The 17,088-nt window shown below is 64.4% G+C and carries 19 protein-coding genes and 1 pseudogene; 10 read left to right on the plus strand and 10 right to left on the minus strand.

Annotation, left to right across the window (positions count from 1 at the left end):
• Positions 1–27: 27 nt before the first annotated feature.
• Both XI02_RS27895 and XI02_RS27900 read right to left on the minus strand, forming a co-directional pair.
• A complete protein-coding gene (locus XI02_RS27895; RefSeq protein ID WP_018272317.1) occupies positions 28–1,971 on the minus strand; it encodes a patatin-like phospholipase family protein in 1,944 nt (647 codons plus the stop codon).
• A gap of 118 nt (positions 1,972–2,089) precedes the next feature.
• Positions 2,090–3,241: a zinc-binding dehydrogenase gene (locus tag XI02_RS27900; RefSeq protein ID WP_172647745.1), complete on the minus strand. Its 1,152-nt coding sequence runs from the start codon at positions 3,239–3,241 to the stop codon at positions 2,090–2,092.
• A gap of 169 nt (positions 3,242–3,410) precedes the next feature.
• Here XI02_RS27900 and XI02_RS27905 point away from each other — a divergent pair, with 169 nt between their 5' ends.
• The 6 genes from XI02_RS27905 (at position 3,411) to XI02_RS27930 (ending at position 7,914) form a co-directional block, all read left to right on the plus strand.
• Complete coding sequence (locus tag XI02_RS27905; protein ID WP_172647744.1) at positions 3,411–4,007, plus strand: hypothetical protein; 597 nt, start codon at positions 3,411–3,413, stop codon at positions 4,005–4,007.
• A 200-nt stretch (positions 4,008–4,207) separates the two neighbouring features.
• Entirely contained in the window at positions 4,208–4,825 is a 618-nt protein-coding gene (locus XI02_RS27910; RefSeq protein WP_028336124.1) for a PilZ domain-containing protein, read from the plus strand.
• 333 nt (positions 4,826–5,158) lie between these two features.
• Positions 5,159–5,773, plus strand: coding sequence for a transglutaminase-like cysteine peptidase (locus tag XI02_RS27915; RefSeq protein WP_172647743.1), 615 nt, complete (start codon positions 5,159–5,161; stop codon positions 5,771–5,773).
• Between the two features lie 269 nt (positions 5,774–6,042).
• Positions 6,043–6,669, plus strand: coding sequence for a TetR/AcrR family transcriptional regulator (locus tag XI02_RS27920; protein ID WP_172647742.1), 627 nt, complete (start codon positions 6,043–6,045; stop codon positions 6,667–6,669).
• A gap of 33 nt (positions 6,670–6,702) precedes the next feature.
• On the plus strand, positions 6,703–7,233 hold the full coding sequence (gene fabA / locus XI02_RS27925; RefSeq protein WP_172649153.1) for a bifunctional 3-hydroxydecanoyl-ACP dehydratase/trans-2-decenoyl-ACP isomerase: 531 nt from the start codon (positions 6,703–6,705) through the stop codon (positions 7,231–7,233).
• Positions 7,234–7,422: 189 nt separating this feature from the next.
• Positions 7,423–7,914, plus strand: coding sequence for a hypothetical protein (locus tag XI02_RS27930; protein ID WP_018272326.1), 492 nt, complete (start codon positions 7,423–7,425; stop codon positions 7,912–7,914).
• A 432-nt stretch (positions 7,915–8,346) separates the two neighbouring features.
• Here XI02_RS27930 and XI02_RS46060 read toward each other — a convergent pair whose 3' ends face one another.
• The 3 genes from XI02_RS46060 to XI02_RS27940 form a co-directional block, all read right to left on the minus strand.
• Positions 8,347–8,481, minus strand: a complete 135-nt coding sequence (locus XI02_RS46060) for a hypothetical protein (protein WP_256438761.1) — start codon at positions 8,479–8,481, stop codon at positions 8,347–8,349.
• A 208-nt stretch (positions 8,482–8,689) separates the two neighbouring features.
• Positions 8,690–9,199 (minus strand): hypothetical protein, encoded by a 510-nt coding sequence (locus XI02_RS27935; protein WP_026192957.1) that lies wholly within the window; start codon positions 9,197–9,199, stop codon positions 8,690–8,692.
• A gap of 156 nt (positions 9,200–9,355) precedes the next feature.
• Positions 9,356–9,655, minus strand: a complete 300-nt coding sequence (locus XI02_RS27940; RefSeq protein WP_026192958.1) for a hypothetical protein — start codon at positions 9,653–9,655, stop codon at positions 9,356–9,358.
• An 87-nt stretch (positions 9,656–9,742) separates the two neighbouring features.
• Here XI02_RS27940 and XI02_RS27945 point away from each other — a divergent pair, with 87 nt between their 5' ends.
• A complete protein-coding gene (locus XI02_RS27945; protein WP_038380573.1) occupies positions 9,743–9,997 on the plus strand; it encodes a hypothetical protein in 255 nt (84 codons plus the stop codon).
• Positions 9,998–10,003: 6 nt separating this feature from the next.
• Here XI02_RS27945 and XI02_RS27950 read toward each other — a convergent pair whose 3' ends face one another.
• Together XI02_RS27950 and XI02_RS27955 are read right to left on the minus strand one after the other, a co-directional pair.
• A complete protein-coding gene (locus tag XI02_RS27950) occupies positions 10,004–10,534 on the minus strand; it encodes a gamma carbonic anhydrase family protein (protein ID WP_028336118.1) in 531 nt (176 codons plus the stop codon).
• Between the two features lie 191 nt (positions 10,535–10,725).
• The gene (locus XI02_RS27955) at positions 10,726–11,055 is read right to left on the minus strand and encodes a hypothetical protein (RefSeq protein WP_016840676.1); all 330 of its coding nucleotides are present in this window, start codon (positions 11,053–11,055) and stop codon (positions 10,726–10,728) included.
• A gap of 219 nt (positions 11,056–11,274) precedes the next feature.
• On the opposite strand from XI02_RS27955, the gene XI02_RS27960 reads away from it, so the two are divergent.
• Both XI02_RS27960 and XI02_RS27965 read left to right on the plus strand, forming a co-directional pair.
• Positions 11,275–11,985 carry a hypothetical protein gene (locus XI02_RS27960; RefSeq protein ID WP_026192959.1) on the plus strand — a complete coding sequence of 237 codons (711 nt, stop codon included), beginning with the start codon at positions 11,275–11,277 and terminating at the stop codon, positions 11,983–11,985.
• Between the two features lie 644 nt (positions 11,986–12,629).
• Positions 12,630–13,376: a sulfite exporter TauE/SafE family protein gene (locus XI02_RS27965; protein ID WP_172647726.1), complete on the plus strand. Its 747-nt coding sequence runs from the start codon at positions 12,630–12,632 to the stop codon at positions 13,374–13,376.
• A 147-nt stretch (positions 13,377–13,523) separates the two neighbouring features.
• Here the strand turns inward: XI02_RS27965 and XI02_RS27970 are convergent, their stop codons facing one another.
• A complete protein-coding gene (locus tag XI02_RS27970) occupies positions 13,524–13,736 on the minus strand; it encodes a DUF3126 family protein (RefSeq protein ID WP_021077729.1) in 213 nt (70 codons plus the stop codon).
• A 150-nt stretch (positions 13,737–13,886) separates the two neighbouring features.
• Positions 13,887–14,714, minus strand: coding sequence for a serine O-acetyltransferase (cysE, locus tag XI02_RS27975; RefSeq protein WP_172647725.1), 828 nt, complete (start codon positions 14,712–14,714; stop codon positions 13,887–13,889).
• 182 nt (positions 14,715–14,896) lie between these two features.
• Here cysE and XI02_RS27980 point away from each other — a divergent pair.
• Positions 14,897–16,291, plus strand: a pseudogene (locus tag XI02_RS27980) (hypothetical protein); the annotation flags it as partial.
• Here XI02_RS27980 and XI02_RS27985 read toward each other — a convergent pair.
• Positions 16,292–17,044 carry an alpha/beta fold hydrolase gene (locus tag XI02_RS27985; protein ID WP_075969139.1) on the minus strand — a complete coding sequence of 251 codons (753 nt, stop codon included), beginning with the start codon at positions 17,042–17,044 and terminating at the stop codon, positions 16,292–16,294. It lies immediately after the preceding pseudogene.
• Between the last annotated feature and the right edge of the window lie 44 nt (positions 17,045–17,088).

Below are 17,088 nucleotides of genomic sequence, written 5' to 3' on the forward strand. Positions count from 1 at the left end.
TCGAGTTCGCCGGCGCCTGCAAGCCAGTCAACCGACACGGGCCTGTTGGGAAACCGGCGCGGTCGCTGTCGCGCGATCCGCGCCCCTGTCAGCAACCATCTCCGTTGCCCTGTCCGCTCCGTTGGCCGACGCGACGATGGCCGCAATGGCCGGATGATGCGCCGCCTCCGAGGCAGCAATGGTCTCGCGGGCCCAGCGGTACGAGGACTCGAAGATTTCCTGATGGCGGTCGAAATCGGTGACGTCGATGCCGTCGGGCGTCGGCGGACGCATCACCATGTCGAGCGGCGTGGTCGGCAACGTATCATAGCGCTGATGCGCAACGAGGCTTCGCCACAGCACGTTGACGGCGCTCGGCGCGGCCGGGAGCAATTTCTTGCGGAACGGCGTCAGCAGCGACGCAAGCAGCTCAAGCCGGCCCGGCAGCGCGGCATAGTCGACGTCGAACATCTCGGTTGCCGGGTCGCCGAAATGGACCACCAGATTCGGTCCGCTCTTCATCTGGTGCATCTGCGCCAGCGGAACGTTGTCGACGAGGCATCCGTCAACCAGCATCGAGCCGTCCCTTGTATAGAACGGCGGCAGCAGACCGGGGATGGCGCTCGACGCCCGCACCGCCTGCCACAGCAGACCGGTGCGGATCAATTCGAGATTGTGCGTCGACAGATTGGTCGCGACCGCCGCGAACGGCCGCCAGCAGTCCTCGATCCGGCAATTGTGGCCGTACTGATCGGCGAGCGCGGCATCGAACGCCTTGTGGTCCAGCAGCGCGTAGCGCGGCCAGGTCGGGCGGCGAAAGCTGCGGCTGGAGACGAAGATCTCATGCGTGCCGCGCTCGAGATGCTCGGCGTCGTAGTTCTTGGCAAAGCCCGCCGCCATCGCCGAGCCGACGCTGGTGCCGACAAAGATATCGAACATCGCGCCGCGCTCGCGAAACGCCTTGTAGACGCCGACATGCGCCGTGCCGAGGCTGCCGCCGCCGCCGGCGACAAATCCGACGGCGCGACCGCACAGAAAGCGAACAAGGCTGTCGATGTCGAGCTGGTCCTCGAGCGCGACATGATGGTGCATGAAGCAGGGCAGCCGCGCCAGCCACGCCGCGGTGCCGCTGACCTCGTGGCGCCTGACATCATGAACCCGGACGAGGCGCCGCGTCGACGCCGGATGCACTCCGCAGGCGAAGCGCTCGATCTCCGTCAGATCGGGCGTGGGCGCATGGCCACGGCAGGCGAACACGACAAGGTCGGCCTGGCGGATGGTTTTCCGCGCCCAATCCGACGCGTCAGGACCACCGAAATAGGCCACCAGCGGCGCGTCGTACTCGATCCTGTTGAGCCAGTCGGCGACTTCGGATGCGTCCAGCGCGCGGCCGGGAAACATCGCCTGGACCCGCGCGAGGTCGACGATCTCGGCACCCGCAGCGGCAAGGCCTTCGCGCAACCTGTGCTCAAAGGCGGCAGGCACCGGTTCGCGTCCACCCGAGATCAGCGCGACGGTGCGCGCCTTCGGTGACGCCCGGAGCGGCAACAGACGCGCGGTCTCGGTGGCAAACCGCCGCGCGAGCGCAGCCAGCAGCGCCTCGACGATCTCGGGCGTTTCCCGCGCCAGCGTCGTATAGGCGGCGCGCGTCAACACCAGCACGCTGGTATCGCGGATCGCAATCACATTGGCCGTGCGCGGGATATTGGCAAAGAAGCCGATCTCGCCGACCAGCTCGCCGGCGCGAAGCTCCGCGATCGGTTCGGGATGACTGGTCCGGTACACCGCGAGCGCGCCGTGCAGCACCAGAAACAGCGCGTCGGAGGCGCCGCCCTGCTCGACCAGCAGCTCGCCGCGCACGAGGTCGCGCCGGGTCATTGCGCCAAAGGCAATCCGCCGCTGCTCCGCGCTGAGGGTTCTGAACAGCGCGAAGTCCTCGGACACGTTTCCCCACGCAAACGTCGCGCTCGGCGGCACACGGTTCGAATGCATGCTCCGATGTTAGCGCCGGGCCGTCGTCCCGGCGAGCGATATCAGGGCCCAATCGCCGCACCCTGGTCACAAATCCTTGGGAGCACTGCAGCAGGACTTGCAGCATCCGCCATCTGCTTCACCCGACCAGTTCCGGCCACGGCACGATGGTCGACTTCACCGTCTTCATCGCCATTGCGTCGGCAACCGCGCGGACGATGCCGTCTTCGGTGAACGGATAGATCGTCTGCATGTCGAGCCAGGGATATTTGTTGCGCGTGCGGTAGAGCATGTCGACGCCGAGCGGCAGGTCGTTGCCGGTAAAGCCCCAGGAGCCGAGCACGTTGAGATCCTTGGTGCAGATGCGGTGCCATGACGTGTTGATCGAGCCGGCATCGGTGAACTGCCCCATCTCGACATAGGTGCCGCCGTCGCGCAGCATCTCGATGCCCTCGGGGCCGGCGGTCGGATGGCCCGAGCAGTCCATGACGAGGTCGGCGCCGAAACCGCCGACGATGTCGCGCACCGCCTTGATGCGCTGCTCCGGCGTCTCGAGCTGCTCGATATCGACGGTCGCCTCGGCGCCGAACTTGCGCGCCAGCGCAAGGCGCGGCGTCTCCGGCGCGCCGACGCAGATCACGCGCCCTGCGCCCATTTCCTGCGCGGCGGCGACCGCGAGGATGCCGATCGGCCCCGAGCCCTGGATCACCACCGTGTCGCCCCATCTGACGCCGCCGGCGCGCGTGGCGCGGTTGAAGGCGCGGATGCAAGAGGTCAGAGGCTCGGAGAGCGCGCCGAGCCGCAGCGACATGTCGTCAGGCAATTTGTAGATCTTGGTGCCGGGCAGCATGTCGAGATCGACATAGACATATTCGGCCCAGCCGCCCCACATGTGCGGCGCCTTGTCGAAGCCGAGATAGCGGCCGTAATAGACCGGCGTCAGGCATTTGTTGGCGCTCTCGGGATAATGGATGCAGTAGTAGCAGCGGCCGCACGGCATCAAGGGCGGGATCATCACCTTCGATCCCACCTGCAGCGGCTTACTCATGAAATCCTCGGTGAACTCCGCGCCGCATTCCACGATCACGCCGCCGAGCTCATGGCCGAGCGTGAACGGCCACGGCAACGGCTTCGGCCAATGTCCCTTCAGGATGTGCAGATCGGTTCCGCAAACGCCACAGGCGCCCACCTTGATCAAGGCCGCCTTTTTGCCGATTTCCGGCCATGGCACTGTCCGGATTACCGGCTTGGCTCCAGGTCCATCATGCGTGCAGACGCGGATCTGCTCCATCGGTTCGCTCTCCCTGTCCTTGTCGTTGGGCCAGGTTCGGCCGAGCCGACTTTAGGTCAGGACGATTGGGATGTCATGAAGGCCTGTCATGGAGGTCTTCATGACAGACCTTGGCGGAACGAGGCGCTTCTAGTCCTGGCGGAGTATTTTCCGCAAGGAGGCATCGATTGTGAAAGCAGCCGAGGGCGAATTGGCTTGTAGCATTGCGGGGAACGACACCATGAATCCTGGTATCGAAGGTATCGTCGGCATGTACGTCAAGTTGGGCGAACTGGACACGCTGCAACGCATGAAGGAGCATCGACAGGGCTTGCTCGACCAATGCGTCGATACCGCGAATTTCAGCTTCGATGTGACGAGATCGATCTACAAGAGCGACCTCGAGGTGATCGAGGCGGGCATCGAGAGTCTGTATGGCGAGATCGCCGGTCATGTCGACGTGGTCAACGAGAAAAGGATCGCCGGCTGGGCCCTTTACAATCAACACCCCGACAAAAGGGTCGCGATCGATATCTACTTCAACGGCAACCTCGTCGGCGAAGTCGTCGCCGACGAGTTCCGCAACGATCTTCTCAAGCTCAACAAGGGCGATGGACACCATGCCTTCGTCTTCGTGCCGCCAAGCGAGTCCTATCAGCCGCCGCTGCAGATTGAGGTCCGCGCGGCGAAACGAAAGGTGCTGAAAGCCGTGACTGTTGAACCACCAGCGGCGGCTGTCGAACCGGAAACCGCTGTCGAACCGGAAATGGACGCCGAGACCAAATAACCTCTCCGCGTCGCTTCCGCACGCCCCGGATCCGCCGGGCGCCGCCAACCCGGCTGAAGCCGCCGGCCGCAACCGCGCATCTTCACTCACACTTCTCTTGCACCGTGTGCGGGTTCCCCGCCTCAACCGTAACGCCCCGTTAACCCTATCGGCCTTAGGGTCGTCGGGGCTCCGAATGGACGGTGGCCGGGTTTGTCGTGATGTCGTTTGCACAGAAGAAAACTACCGTCGTCCCCGTAGCCGAGGAGCGGCGGCGCTTCCAGCGCGTCAAGGTGCACCTGCTCGGCCGCTACATGCTGCCCGACCGGCGCGAGTTTCCCTGCCAGATTATCAACATGTCGCCGGGCGGCCTCGCTTTGCTGGCGCCGGGCATCGGCAATGTCGGCGACCGTGTGATCGCCTATCTCGACCATATCGGCCGGGTCGAAGGACGCATCACCCGCATCATCGACAACGGCTTTGCGATGACGATCGGCGCCACCGCGCGCAAGCGCGACAAGCTCGCCGCCCAGCTGACCTGGCTCGCCAACCGCGACATCCTCAATCTGCCCGAGGATCGCCGCCACGACCGTATCGTGCCGCGCAACCCGATCGCGCTGCTGACCCAGGAAGACGGCACGCGGATGACCTGCCGCATCATCGATCTTTCCTTGTCCGGTGCTGCGATTGCCGCCGAGAACCGCCCGCCGCTGAAATCGCTCGTGATGCTCGGGCGGGTGCAGGCCCGTGTGGTGCGAAATCTCGAGGAAGGCTTCGCGCTCGAGTTCGTTCACGAGCAATCGGCGGAAACGCTCGAAGAGAGCGTTACCGCGAGGTAAAGCGAAAAACCGCTCAAGACCCCTGTTTTGGCCCGCGAAGGCGGCCACCGGTGCACCGGTGGCCGCCTTCGGCGCGTTCGGCCCGGTGAAAATCGGCGGTTAACGGCCGCAGCGCTTGACGCAACAAACCGCTCTGGCGCAGCGCTTGTCGGGTTAATGCATAAAGTTTGAATCAATTGCAGTTGTTTCAAATTTTACGCGAATTCGATTCAAGTACAGTTCGAATTCGCCGCAGCTTTTACCAGTATTCGCGTCAAATCTACTTTGCGTACTTAGCGGCGGCGCAAAAGCTTTGTGCGAAACGTGGTCCCAACAAGAAGAACGGGGGCCGCGATGTTTGGGTTCAGGGGACAGGGGAAAGGTTTGGCGGTTGCCGCCATTCTGTTTGCGACGTGCGTGTCGGCCAAGGCCGGCGACGTGGTCTACGCCAGCCTGGGTGACGTTGCGCGTTCGCCGATCGGCTGGGTCGAATTCTGTGCCGACAATCCGGGCGAATGCCGCGGCGGTGCGACGCAACCACGCGACATCGTGTTGTCGCAGACCGCTTGGCGGGACCTCGTACGGGTCAACAAGTGGGTCAACGAGTCCATCAAGCCGATGACCGACATGGATCATTGGGGCGTGATCGAGAAATGGTCGTTGCCATCAGACGGTTATGGCGACTGCGAGGACTACGTGCTCCTGAAGCGCAAGATGCTGATGGACGCCGGCTGGCCCCGCGAGGCGCTGCTGATCACGGTGGTCCGCGACAAGAAGGGCGAAGGCCACGCGGTGCTGACGGTGAAGACCGACAAGGGCGAGTTCGTGCTCGATAACCAGAGCGAGAGCATCGTCGCCTGGACCGACACTGGCTACCGCTTCGTCAAGCGGCAGTCGCAGGGCGATCCCAATGTGTGGGTCTCGCTCGGCGACAACCGCCCCGCAGTTGCAACGGCAAGCTCGCGCTGAGCAGACCTGAGGATTTTCGAGTTCGCGACCCGGTCACATCCCCACCCCTCCCCGTCCCAGACCGGTTCGCGCGCGGCCAGCCTTCCCCCAAAGGCTGGCCGCAACCTTTTTGAGCGGCCTCGATCGACGTCTGGAAGAACCGCTCGAGAAACGCCGCGGTCTCGTCTGAGATGCCGACGATCTTGTTGGTGGCCTGGCGATAAGGCCCCAGCTTGACATCCTGGCATTGTCACTATTGAATTGAATTCAATTCAGCGAATGAGCCCACGATGGACGCGAACCTGGGGACACGGGAACGGCTGCTCTCGGCAGCGCAGGCCGAACTCATCGAGGGCCACGGACATCTCGAGATGCAGGCCGTCGCGAGACGGGCGCAGGTCTCGGTCGGGCTCGCCTACCATCACTTCGGATCGAAGGCCGGCCTGATCGCCGCCGTGGTCGAAGGCTTTTATGAACAGCTTGATGCGGCGGCATTCGGCGGTGCCAAGCTGTCCGCCACCGACTGGGCGGACCGGGAGAAGGCGCGGATCGGCGCCTATGTCGCCTTTCACTACGATCACCCGTTTGCGCCCCTCGTGATCGGACCGCTCAGCCGCGCGCCCGAGGTGCTCGATGTCGAGACCGCCTTCACCGGCCGGCAGCTTGCAGCCGGCGCCCGCATGCTCGAGGCGGCCCAGCGCGACGGGATCGTGCCCGGTGGCATCGACCCTCACCTCGCCATCGCGCTGATGATCGGCGGCATCCGCCAGGCGTTGATCGGGGCGCTCATGAGCGAAAGACGTCCTGATCCGGCAAGGCTGACCGGCGACATCTGGGCCTTCATGGCCGCCGCGTTGGGCTTGCCTGCCAAACCCCTGTCCGCGCGGCCAAGAGCCACGCGGCGCAGCCGCAGCTAAGCTTCAGCCAGAACCCGAACATCGGTGACCATCTTGTTCAACCCGCACGATTTTCACGCTCCGCAATCGTCCTACAGCAAGCCGGATCTGCTGCGCTCGAGCGAAGGCGGCTATTTCGGCCCGGGCAACGCGCAACTGCCGGCACCGCCGATGCTGATGATGGACCGCATCACCGAGATCAGCCTGGACGGCGGCGCCTTCGGCAAGGGCCATGTCGCCGGCGAGCTCGAGATTGCTCCGGACCACTGGTTCTTCGCCTGTCACTTCGCCGACGACCCCGTGATGCCCGGCTGCCTCGGCCTCGACGCCATGTGGCAGATCGTCGGCTTCTGGCTCGGCTGGTCGGGCTCGCCGGGCAAGGGCCGCGCGCTCGGGGTCGGCGAGGTCAAGTTCAGGGGGCACATCACGCCGGACGTCAGGGTGGTGCGCTATGAGGTCGACATACGCCAGGCCCGGCGCGGTCGGCTGGTGCTGGGCATCGCCGACGGCCGGGTGCTCGCCGACGGCGCCTGCGTCTATCTGGCAAAGGACATGAGGGTCGGCCTGATCGCGCCCAGAGGCTGAATTCGGGAGCTTGGATTCGCGTCGGCCAGTGGCCGATCGGCGCCTCGAGCAGGCCGAGCAGCGCGGCCGAAGATTAACATGTGATACAAATTTCCCTGCTGCCGCAGTGGTCTACACACCCCCCGGTTTTGCCCGCGCCGAGGTTTGTGCTATTTCGAACCTTTCAATTGATGTCCGGTTGTTGGTCGCATGGTCGAACTTGCCCCCCGGAATTCACAAGCCAGCAGCCTGATTGGCGTGCAGCCGATCGCGATCGGCGCCGTGGCACTGGTGCTCGTGCTGTTCGGGATCGGCTCGATTGCGCTGTGGCGCGCCTTTACCGGCAACGTGCCGGAGACCGACCGGATGGTCGCCGCGCGTCAGTTGCAGGCGCGGACCGCCCAGGTCTCCGAGGCCCTGGTGGAAAAGACCAAGGGGATGGAGGTGACCCAGCAGGAATCCATCGACCAGTTGCAGGAGGTGCAGGACCAGCTGCAGACCATGCGCAAGCAGTCCGCCTTGCAGGCGGCCGATGCGAAGAGGCTCTCCGACCAGGTCGCCGCGCTGACCGAACAGGTCGAGGGTCTGCGCCAGTCGCTGGCGAGCGCGCAGGCCAACGAGCCGGCCGCCGAGCCCGCGCCGCGCAAGCGCTCAAAGGCGACCCGCAGCGCCAACCGGAAGCGCCACAGGTCGCGCGGTTGAGCCCCCGAAAGGCCGGCGCCCGGCGAGGTGGCCAGCCATAAAAACGCGCCAAATCCCGAGCAAGATCATCATCTAACGGGGAACGTTCGGGCTCACGGGCCGCTGCAGCGGCCGATCAGGAGTGCCCGCTACCGTGAATTAATCCGGACTTTGTGAACTGGTTCACATATCGGCCCTCGAATCCGAGTCATCTTCGAACGACCGGATGGCGTGAGCCGATTTCAATATCCGGGGCTGGCAAGGTCGTTGACGGTATACTACGTCGACGGCCTTGTTTTTTTGGCCCTTGAATCCCGCTCGGGACCGCCACCAAGAACGCGGCCCTCACCGCGCGAAAGATGCAGACCGGCTGAAGGAATACGGCGTGCTCAGCCGACGGCTCTGCCCGCGCAGCACCACCGCGGCAAAAGCCGCGGCGAACGGCACTGCCGCCTATTTGGTGCGACCACCTCGCAGTCGCAGCCGTGCAAGCTTCGGCTCGAGCTCGCGGAGCGTGAAGATCAGCGCAACGGCAAGACTCGCAACAACCACCATGAGCAGCAATGTCAGGTCAGGAATGGTCAGCATCTCTGATGTCCTCTGGGCCCGGCTTCAATCGCAGCCGGACCATTGGTTTTCGCGGCGCGCTCACGCACGGACTGCTGCAAGGCGCTGCAAGCTGCATACCAGTGCGCGACCCAGCGCGGCGGCCGGGCATCGAAACGCCGGCCGCGCCGATCATTGCAAGACCATCAGCATGGCGACCGAATGGACCGGCCATGCGTGAGCGAATGGCTCAATTGCAAACCTGCACCGGCCGAACGCGCCAGCCATACGGTGTCATCACGCCGCGGCGCACGATGTAACAGCCGCCGTAACCATAGCCGTAGCCATCGTCATAGCCGTAGCCCGCGTAGTATGGATTGCCGTAGTAGCCGTCATAGTAATCGTAGGCGCCATAGCCCAGCCCGAAGCCGACCGCTGCCGCCGCGAGCGGATAGCCCCAGCCGCCCCAGCCGCGCCGATAGTAACCGCCATTCCAGCCGCCACCACGCCAGCCTCCGCCGTGCCAGCCGCGGCCGGCCCAACCGCCGCCGATCGCAGCCGACCGGAAGCCACCGCCACCGCCCATGGCCCGGAATGCGGCGCCGCCGCCGTGGAAGCCGCCAAATCCGCCACCGCCGCGGAAGCCGCCACCACCATGAAAGCCGCCGCCACCGAAGCCACCGCGTGCCGACGCAGCATCGACGGTGAACAGACCGACCGAGGCCGTCGCCAGCAAGGCAATCATCGTTTTACGCAACATCACCCGTTACTCCTTTTTTTCAAAGGCTTTGCTTTCAAGCCTCCTCCGCCGCGTCCTGCGCATGCTAACCCAATCTAGGACCGCGGCTTCTACCGCGCGCCTATGTCGCGCTCACATCTGCGCGACCCGCGTTCATCGAAGCGCGGCCGTCAGAAGTTAGCAGCCGCGGCAGATGCCTTTCGTACGGCGCTCGACCGCCTTGTTCTCGTCGGCGATGGCCTTGTCGACGCTCTCGGTCGTCGTTGCCGAGCCGGTGGTAACGCCTCTACCGGTATTGGAGCCGCCGGAGGATTGCGCGGTCCCGGCGCTGTTGGTCCCGGGCGGTGACATCCCTTGCGGCGATGTCGGGCTGGCTGACGAAGGGCCGCCGCTCCCAGTACCTTGGGCGACGGTAACCGCGGGCGCCAGCACAATCGCGATTGTCGCGAGCGCGGTGGTGACAGATAGTTTGCGCATGGCAATTCTCCCTTGCGGACGTCAACGAGTCCGCAAGACGCCGGTTCCCGCAGGCGTTGGAGCAATACAGTTTGGGAGCAATGCAATTTGCGCAAACTGATCGAGTTTGACGACGACACTTTCGACAAGCTGAAGCAGCTCGGGCGCGACCGGATGGCGACCTTGCAGGAGCTCGCCGACGAGGCTTTCGCCGACCTGCTCAAGAAGCACGGCATTCCGATCGACCTGAAGGATGCGCTGCGCAGGAGCGCAAGACTTCAGGAGGCAACGAGACCGCAAGACAGAGCGAAGCCTCGCACCACGGCAGCAAACGCCGCGCGCAAGCGCGGCCGCAAGCGCTGAGGCTTCTCAGCCGATCTTCTTCAGTCCCGCTTTGTATTGCGGACCCCTGATCGCGTACGACTTCGCCGGCCGCGACAGCGCTTCGGCCTGCGCCGCGTCAAGCGTACGCACCACACGCGCGGGCGCACCGATGATCAGGGAATTTTCCGGAAACTCCTTGCCTTCGGTGATGACGGAGCCGGCACCGACCACGCTGCCGCGCCGGATCCGCGCGCCATTCATCACGATCGATCCCATCCCGATCAGCACGCCGTCTTCCAGCGTGCAGCCGTGGACGATCGCATTGTGGCCGATGGTGACGTTGTTGCCGATGCTGAGGGGAAAGCCGGGATCGACGTGCAGCGTGGAATTGTCCTGGACGTTGGAGCCCTCGCCGATCTCGATCCACTCATTGTCGCCGCGCAGCACCGCGCCGAACCAGACGCTCGCGGCGGACTTGAGGCGGACCTTGCCGATCACAACGGCATTGTCGGCGATGAAGTAGCTGCCGTCGGCGGGAAGATCGGGCGCCTGCCCGTCGAGTTCGTAGATCGCCATTGAGGTCTCCCTGGAGCGTTTCGAGCGAAGTGGACACCGGTTCGCGTGAAGAAAACGCGTCGAAACGAAAATCCAGAGCTTCGGTTTCTGATTCAATCAGAACCGAAGCTCTGATCGCAGGAGACCTTGGCACGACGGCCGACATGGTTTCAAGCAAGCGCGACCGTGATCGGCCGCGGATCATGATCGGATCAGGCCAGCACGCCCGCAGCGCGCAGCGTCATCACGAAGAAGGTGCCCGACATCAGGCTCCAGAAGCCGGAGATGACGGTTGCCATCATCACGAATTCGAAGCGACGGCGCTCGATGCGTGCCCCGCGCAGCGTGTTGCGCATGATGATGAACGGTGCGGCGAAGACGAGGAACGGGACTGCGGCGAAGGTCTTCGGCGCCACGCCCTCCTGCAGCAGGCCGAAACCGGCCGGGCGCTCTGCCATCGCCTGGTAGCCGTTGGCCAGTGCGCCCGCGAGCGCGAAACCGATCAGGAGCGAGAACAGGGAATTCAAGGTATCGGGCGACATCGGAACTTCCGCTACGCAACAGGCCACCTGCCCTGCTTCGCAGAATTGGCCGCCGGCCGCCACATCATCCTTAAGGAAAGGTTAACCGGACAGGTCAGGCGCGGCGTTTGCGCATGGCCATTCGGTCCCGGATTCCATTGGAATCGTACGGAAATTCCCCGCCACGTGGCATATTCGGCAGATGATTCGGCCACTCCCGACCTGATCTATGCCCTGCTCATGACGCTTCTCTCGACCGCCCAGCATCTCGCCCGCGACACCCGCCGCAACCCGCGCGCGCATCTCGTTCCGATCATCGCCTCGGCCGTCATCGCGGCCGGCGCGATTGCGCTCGTCGCCTATCTGCTGTGGCCGACCTACACGACCATCCCGCCGAGCGATCCGTCGCGGCTGCCGGTGAGCGTCGGCGGCACGCTGTTCAACGTGCCGACCATGGCCGTGCGCATGAAGATCCAGCGCCACTCCGGGCCGCAGGAGCGCGTCGATTTGAGCTTCCTCTATCCGTCGCTGGACGCGCCTGCCGCGCCGAAGCACTACAGCGCCGATACGGTCGAGGACAAGGTGCAGCCGATCGACAGGATCTTCGTGTCGATCGCGGCGCACCACGATTCACTGGCGCCGGACATGCGCCTGCGCACGATCTATCCGCGCTATCTCGACGAGCGCGCAAACACCGATGACGGCCTGACGGCGCGCGCGTTCCGCGACGGCACGCCCTATGGCGGCGAGGAGCTGTTCACGGCGAGCGAGCCGCAGCTGACCGCGCGCTGCACGCGCGATACCTCGACGCCCGGCATGTGCCTCAGCGAGCGGCGCATCGACGGCGCCGACCTGACCTTCCGCTTTCCGCGCAGCTGGCTCGCGCAGTGGCGCGACATCGCCACCGCGATGAACCGTCTCTCCGCGCAGATGCACAGCGCGAAGGGATAGCCGCCTCTTCGCCACCTGTTCGAAGCAAGGCGCCGCCGGATGACAGGCTCCGCGAGGCATTCCGTGGCAGCACCGGTCGACGCATGTTGCGTTTGTCGCCTCGCTGGACTAAAATTTGTTTAGGGGAAGTACGGTCTCCCCTTGAGGCTTCGGTCCAAGACTGTGCAACGCTCGACTCGTCGAGGGCATATGCACATGGACGAAAGCAAGCCAGCAATTCCTTCCAGCCAATTTCCCTTGTGGTCTGCGTCTTCGCGGACCTCGGCGGATATCGATCCTGCCGCCCCAAGGTCAGACGAATGCGTCGCCGGCCGGCGGCAAGATTGCTCCGGGCCAACGCCGCCGGGCGGGAACGATTGCTCGGATGAATCTCTCGTCGCCGTCTATCACCGGAACGGAGAAGAGGTCCGGCAAGGATTTCTCATTGCGCTACGTGCAATGGGAATCGCGGGATTCGATCAACTTCCCGAGCCGGCGGAGCCTCTCGAGTCCGACAGCGTGACGGTGTTCGATCAAATCACTCACGGAGAAGCGAAATAGCAAGCCGGTAACCGCCAAATCAGCAAGCGCGGGGATCCGCATCCTCCCCATCAGATGGACCCTCCATCCAAGTGTGCGTCACCTCGCTTTTGGAGGAGCGACCGATGGATGAGATGGGACTCGTTCTTTTTGCAGTCGCCGCCTTTGCCGGCGGGTTCGTCAGCGGCTTTTCCGGGTTTGCGATGGGGCTCGTCGTGTCCGGTGTGTGGCTGCATATCATCACGCCGGTCCAGACCGCGGCGTTGATCGCGGGCTACGGCCTGCTGACACAGGGTTATGGCATCCTGAAATTGCGTCAGGCGCTGAACTGGCGCGCCATCTGGCCGTTATCCCTCGGCACGACGATTGGCATCCCGACCGGGGTGGTCTTGCTCACCTACCTCAGCCCCGTCCATTTGCGATTTGGTGTCGGCACCTTGCTGGCGCTTTACGCGATCTACAGTCTGGCGCGACCGGCATTCAAGCCGATGAAGATCGGTATCATGGCGGACATCGCCATCGGCCTCGTCAACGGGCTGGTCGGCGGCCTCACCGGGCTTGGTGGCATCGTCTCGACCATTTCCTGCCAATGGCGCGGCTGGACGAAAGACGTGCAGCGCGGGGTGTTCCAGCCGGTCCTGTTCGCCGCCTTTGTGGTGATCTCGATTTCGATGGGCATCACCGGCGCCTTCACGTCGGAAACCGTGAAATTGTACGGCCTGGGTCTGCCGTTTCTGCTCGCCGGATTGTGGAGCGGCTTCAGGCTGTACGGAAAGATCGATGACGAGATGTTCCGCAAGGCGGTGCTGGCGCTGTTGCTGCTCGCCGGCCTGTCGCTGATCGTGCCGCCGCTGGTCTCAGGCGGAGCTTGAGTCGTTTGCCCTGGACCCGGCAGCCGGCTTGTTTGCCATCGCGGAGCCTGGGCTTGTGGGATCGGTTGATCCGCGCTGCACGCGCCGATGCTCACCGGCGCGGGCGATCATACGCCGGCGCCGGTGGCAGCGAGAGGTCGTTCAGCCCTACTCGGCCAGATCCTCTTCCAGGATCGCCATCTGGAACTGGAACGAGCGATCATCGTCCTCGTCGTCGACGAACAGCACGCCGATGAACTCCTCGCCGATATAGACCTCGGCCGAGTCGTCCTTCTTGGGCCGCGGCACCACGCGGATCTTGGGATTGCTGAACACGCGTTTGAGATACGCGTCGAGCTTCCTGACTTCCTGAACGTCCACGGCCGTCTCCAATCGGGTCGATGATTTTCGGGGGAGTTTTAGGACGAGACGGCAAAGATCGCCAGAGCCTTTTCAGGCTTTGGCGACGTGATGTTGCGCACACGACTCTTGTTTGGGCGCGTTTTCGCCGCGATCAGAAAGCGAGTGAAATCAAAGCCCGATCGCGCTGAGCATCTGGTCCATGGTGCGCGACGGCTCGGCACAGCCGGCTTCGCCGACGATTTTCGCCGGCACGCCCGCAACCGTGACGTTGTGCGGCACGGGCTTGACCACGACCGAGCCGGCCGCGATGCGCGCGCAATGACCGATCTCGATATTGCCGAGGATCTTGGCGCCGGCGCCGATCAGCACGCCGTGGCGGATCTTCGGATGGCGATCCTCGTTCTCCTTGCCGGTGCCGCCGAGCGTGACGCCATGCAGGATCGAGACATCGTCCTCGATGACCGCCGTCTCGCCGCAGACGAAACCGGTGGCATGATCGAGGAAGATGCCGCGGCCGATCCTGGCGGCCGGGTTGATGTCGGTCTGGAACACCGCCGAGGAGCGGCTCTGCAGGTAGAAGGCAAAATCCTTGCGGCCCTTCTGATACAGCCAGTGCGCGAGACGATGGGTCTGCAGCGCGTGAAAGCCCTTGAAGTAGAGCAAGGGATCGATGAAGCGCGAGGTCGCGGGATCGCGGTCATAGACGGCGACGAGGTCGGCGCGGAACGCGTTGCCGATATCGGGCTCATCGCGCAGTGCCTCGCCATAGGTCTGGCGGATCAAATCGCCCGACAGCGCGGCGTGATCGAGCCGCTCGGCAATGCGATGGACTACCGAATCTTCCAGCCGCTCATGATGCAGCACGGTCGCATAGATGAAGGATGCGAGTTCCGGCTCGCGCCGCAGGATGTCCTCCGCCTCGCCGCGGATTCGATCCCAGATTGGATCGAGCGCCGCCAGCTTGCTCCCCTGCGGATTGACCTGATGAACTGCCATAGCTGCTCTCGCAATTCGGTTGTTCTGATGTGCGTTATAGCACGATGGACCCAGCGCGTCCCGGGATGGCTCGGTACGGTAAACCCCAGCCGAACACCCCCGGACCGGCGTCTAGGGGAATTGGTCGGGATTTTGCCGAAATCAAGCCGTGCTTCTGCAACTATTGGCGGATTTCGTCCCCAGTGTGGTTTTGGGCATGGTCGGCCCCAATAAAAGGGGGAAACATCATCAATACCCGGAGTTTAGGTGCCCGCCTGACCGACGCGCGGTCGGTCTGGATCGCTACCATTGCCATCCCCCTCCTGCTGCTCGCCCCTGCCTTCTGTAACGGCTATCCGCTGCTCCAGTGGGATACCGGCGGCTATCTGGCGCGCTGGTATGAGGGCTATCTGGTGCCGAGCCGGTCCACGGTATTCGGCATCTACCTCCATGTCGGCGAGACGTCGGATTTCTGGCTCAACCTCGGCATCCAGACCCTGGCGACGCTGTGGATCCTGCAGCTGACGCTGCGCGTGCTCGGCCTCGCCCGCCCGGTCCGGCTGATCGCGATCAGCCTCGCGCTGATCGCGACCACCGCTTTGCCCTGGCTGGACAGCATGCTGCTGACCGACATCTTCGCCGGCCTTTCGGTGCTCGCGCTCTTCATCCTCATCCTGCACGGCGAACGGATCTCGACGCTGGAGAAGGCGGTGCTGTTCGCCTTCATCGCGTTTTCGGCCGCCACGCATAGCGCGACGCTGGCGGTGCTGCTCGGCCTGTGCTGCGTCGGCTGGATGCTGCGTCCGTGGCTCGGGCGGCGCATCCCGGTCGCGGGCCTCGTACAAGGCAGCCTGACCACCGTCGCCGGCGCGGCGATGCTGCTGGCGGCGAACTTTGCGCTGTCCGGACAGTTGGCCTGGACGCCCGGCGGCTATGGCGTCGCTTTCGGCCGCATGCTGCAGGATGGCATCGTCGCGCAATACCTGCACGATCATTGCGCGACGGAGAAGCTCAAGCTCTGCCCCTATCGCGACGAGTTGCCGCCGACCGCCGACGACTTCCTGTGGGGCCACAGCATGTTCAACACGCTCGGCCGCTTCAAGGGACTGAATGACGAGATGGGCTACATCGTGCTGCGCTCGCTGGCCGAATATCCGGAATGGCAGGCCAAGGCAGCGCTGACCGCAACCGCCGACCAGCTCATGCATGTCGCGACCGGTGAAGGCAGCAACGGCTGGATCCCGCATACCTACGGCATCATCGAGCGCTACATCCCGAGACAGGTCGCGCCGATGCGCGCGGCGCGGCAGCAACGCTGGCACCTCGACTTCACCGCGATCAACCGCATCCACGTGCCGGTCGCGCTGGGCTCGATGCTCCTGGTCGTGATCCTGTTCGGCCGCGGCCTGTGGCAGCGGCGGCTCGACGATCTGACGCTGCTGGCGGGCACGGTCACGCTCGCCTTGCTCGGCAATGCCTTCGTCTGCGGCGTGATCTCGGGGCCGCACGACCGCTACGGCGCGCGCATGGTGTGGGTCGCGACCTTCGTGGTGCTGATCGCGGCCGCGCGCGCCTTCGCCAGGGATGAAGCCGGCGATCTATTTTCGCCGCGACAGGAAGTCGATGACCCCGGTCTTGTAGACCTTGTCGCCGACCGCCCGCATGTGATCGCGGTTCGGAATATCGAGCACCTCCGACCCCGGAATGATCCGGCCGAGCGCTGACGCCGAGCCCGCGATCTCGTCCTTGCTGCCGACCGCGATCAAGACCGGCACGCGGATGCCGGCCGCCTCCTCCCGCGTCATCAGGCGGCGCGAGCCGCGCAGGCAGGCGGCGAGCGCGCGGCGGTCGGAGCGGGTCTGATCGGCAAAGGCGCGGAAGGTACGGCCGACCGGGTCGGTGACATCGTCGAGCGCCGGCGCCTCCAGCGCCAGCGCGACCGTCTCGCCGGGGCCGCCGCCCTCGATCAGTCCGATGCCGATCCCGCCGAGGATCGCCGAGCGCACCCGATCGGGATTCTCTCGCGCCAGGATCGCCGTCATCCGCGAGCCCAGCGAATAGCCCATGATGTCGGCGGGCGCGATTCCGAGATGGTCCATCAGCGCGATCACGTCGCCGGCCATGGTCGCGATCTCGTACTGCGCGGCATCGTAGAGCTTGGCGGATTCGCCATGGCCGCGATTGTCGAGCGCGATCACCCGACGGCCGGCCTTGACGAGATCCGAGACCCAGGTCGGGTAGATCCAGTTGACGTTCTTGCTCGAGGCAAAGCCGTGCACCAGCACGATCGGTTCGCCTGCGCCTTCGTCGATATAGGCAATTTCAACATCGCCGTGATGGAAACTCGGCATCATCCATTCCGTTTCTTCTTGGGATTTGCGATTGGCGATCGACA

Source organism: Bradyrhizobium sp. CCBAU 21365, from assembly GCF_015291305.1.
Taxonomy (GTDB): Bacteria; Pseudomonadota; Alphaproteobacteria; order Rhizobiales; family Xanthobacteraceae; genus Bradyrhizobium; species Bradyrhizobium elkanii.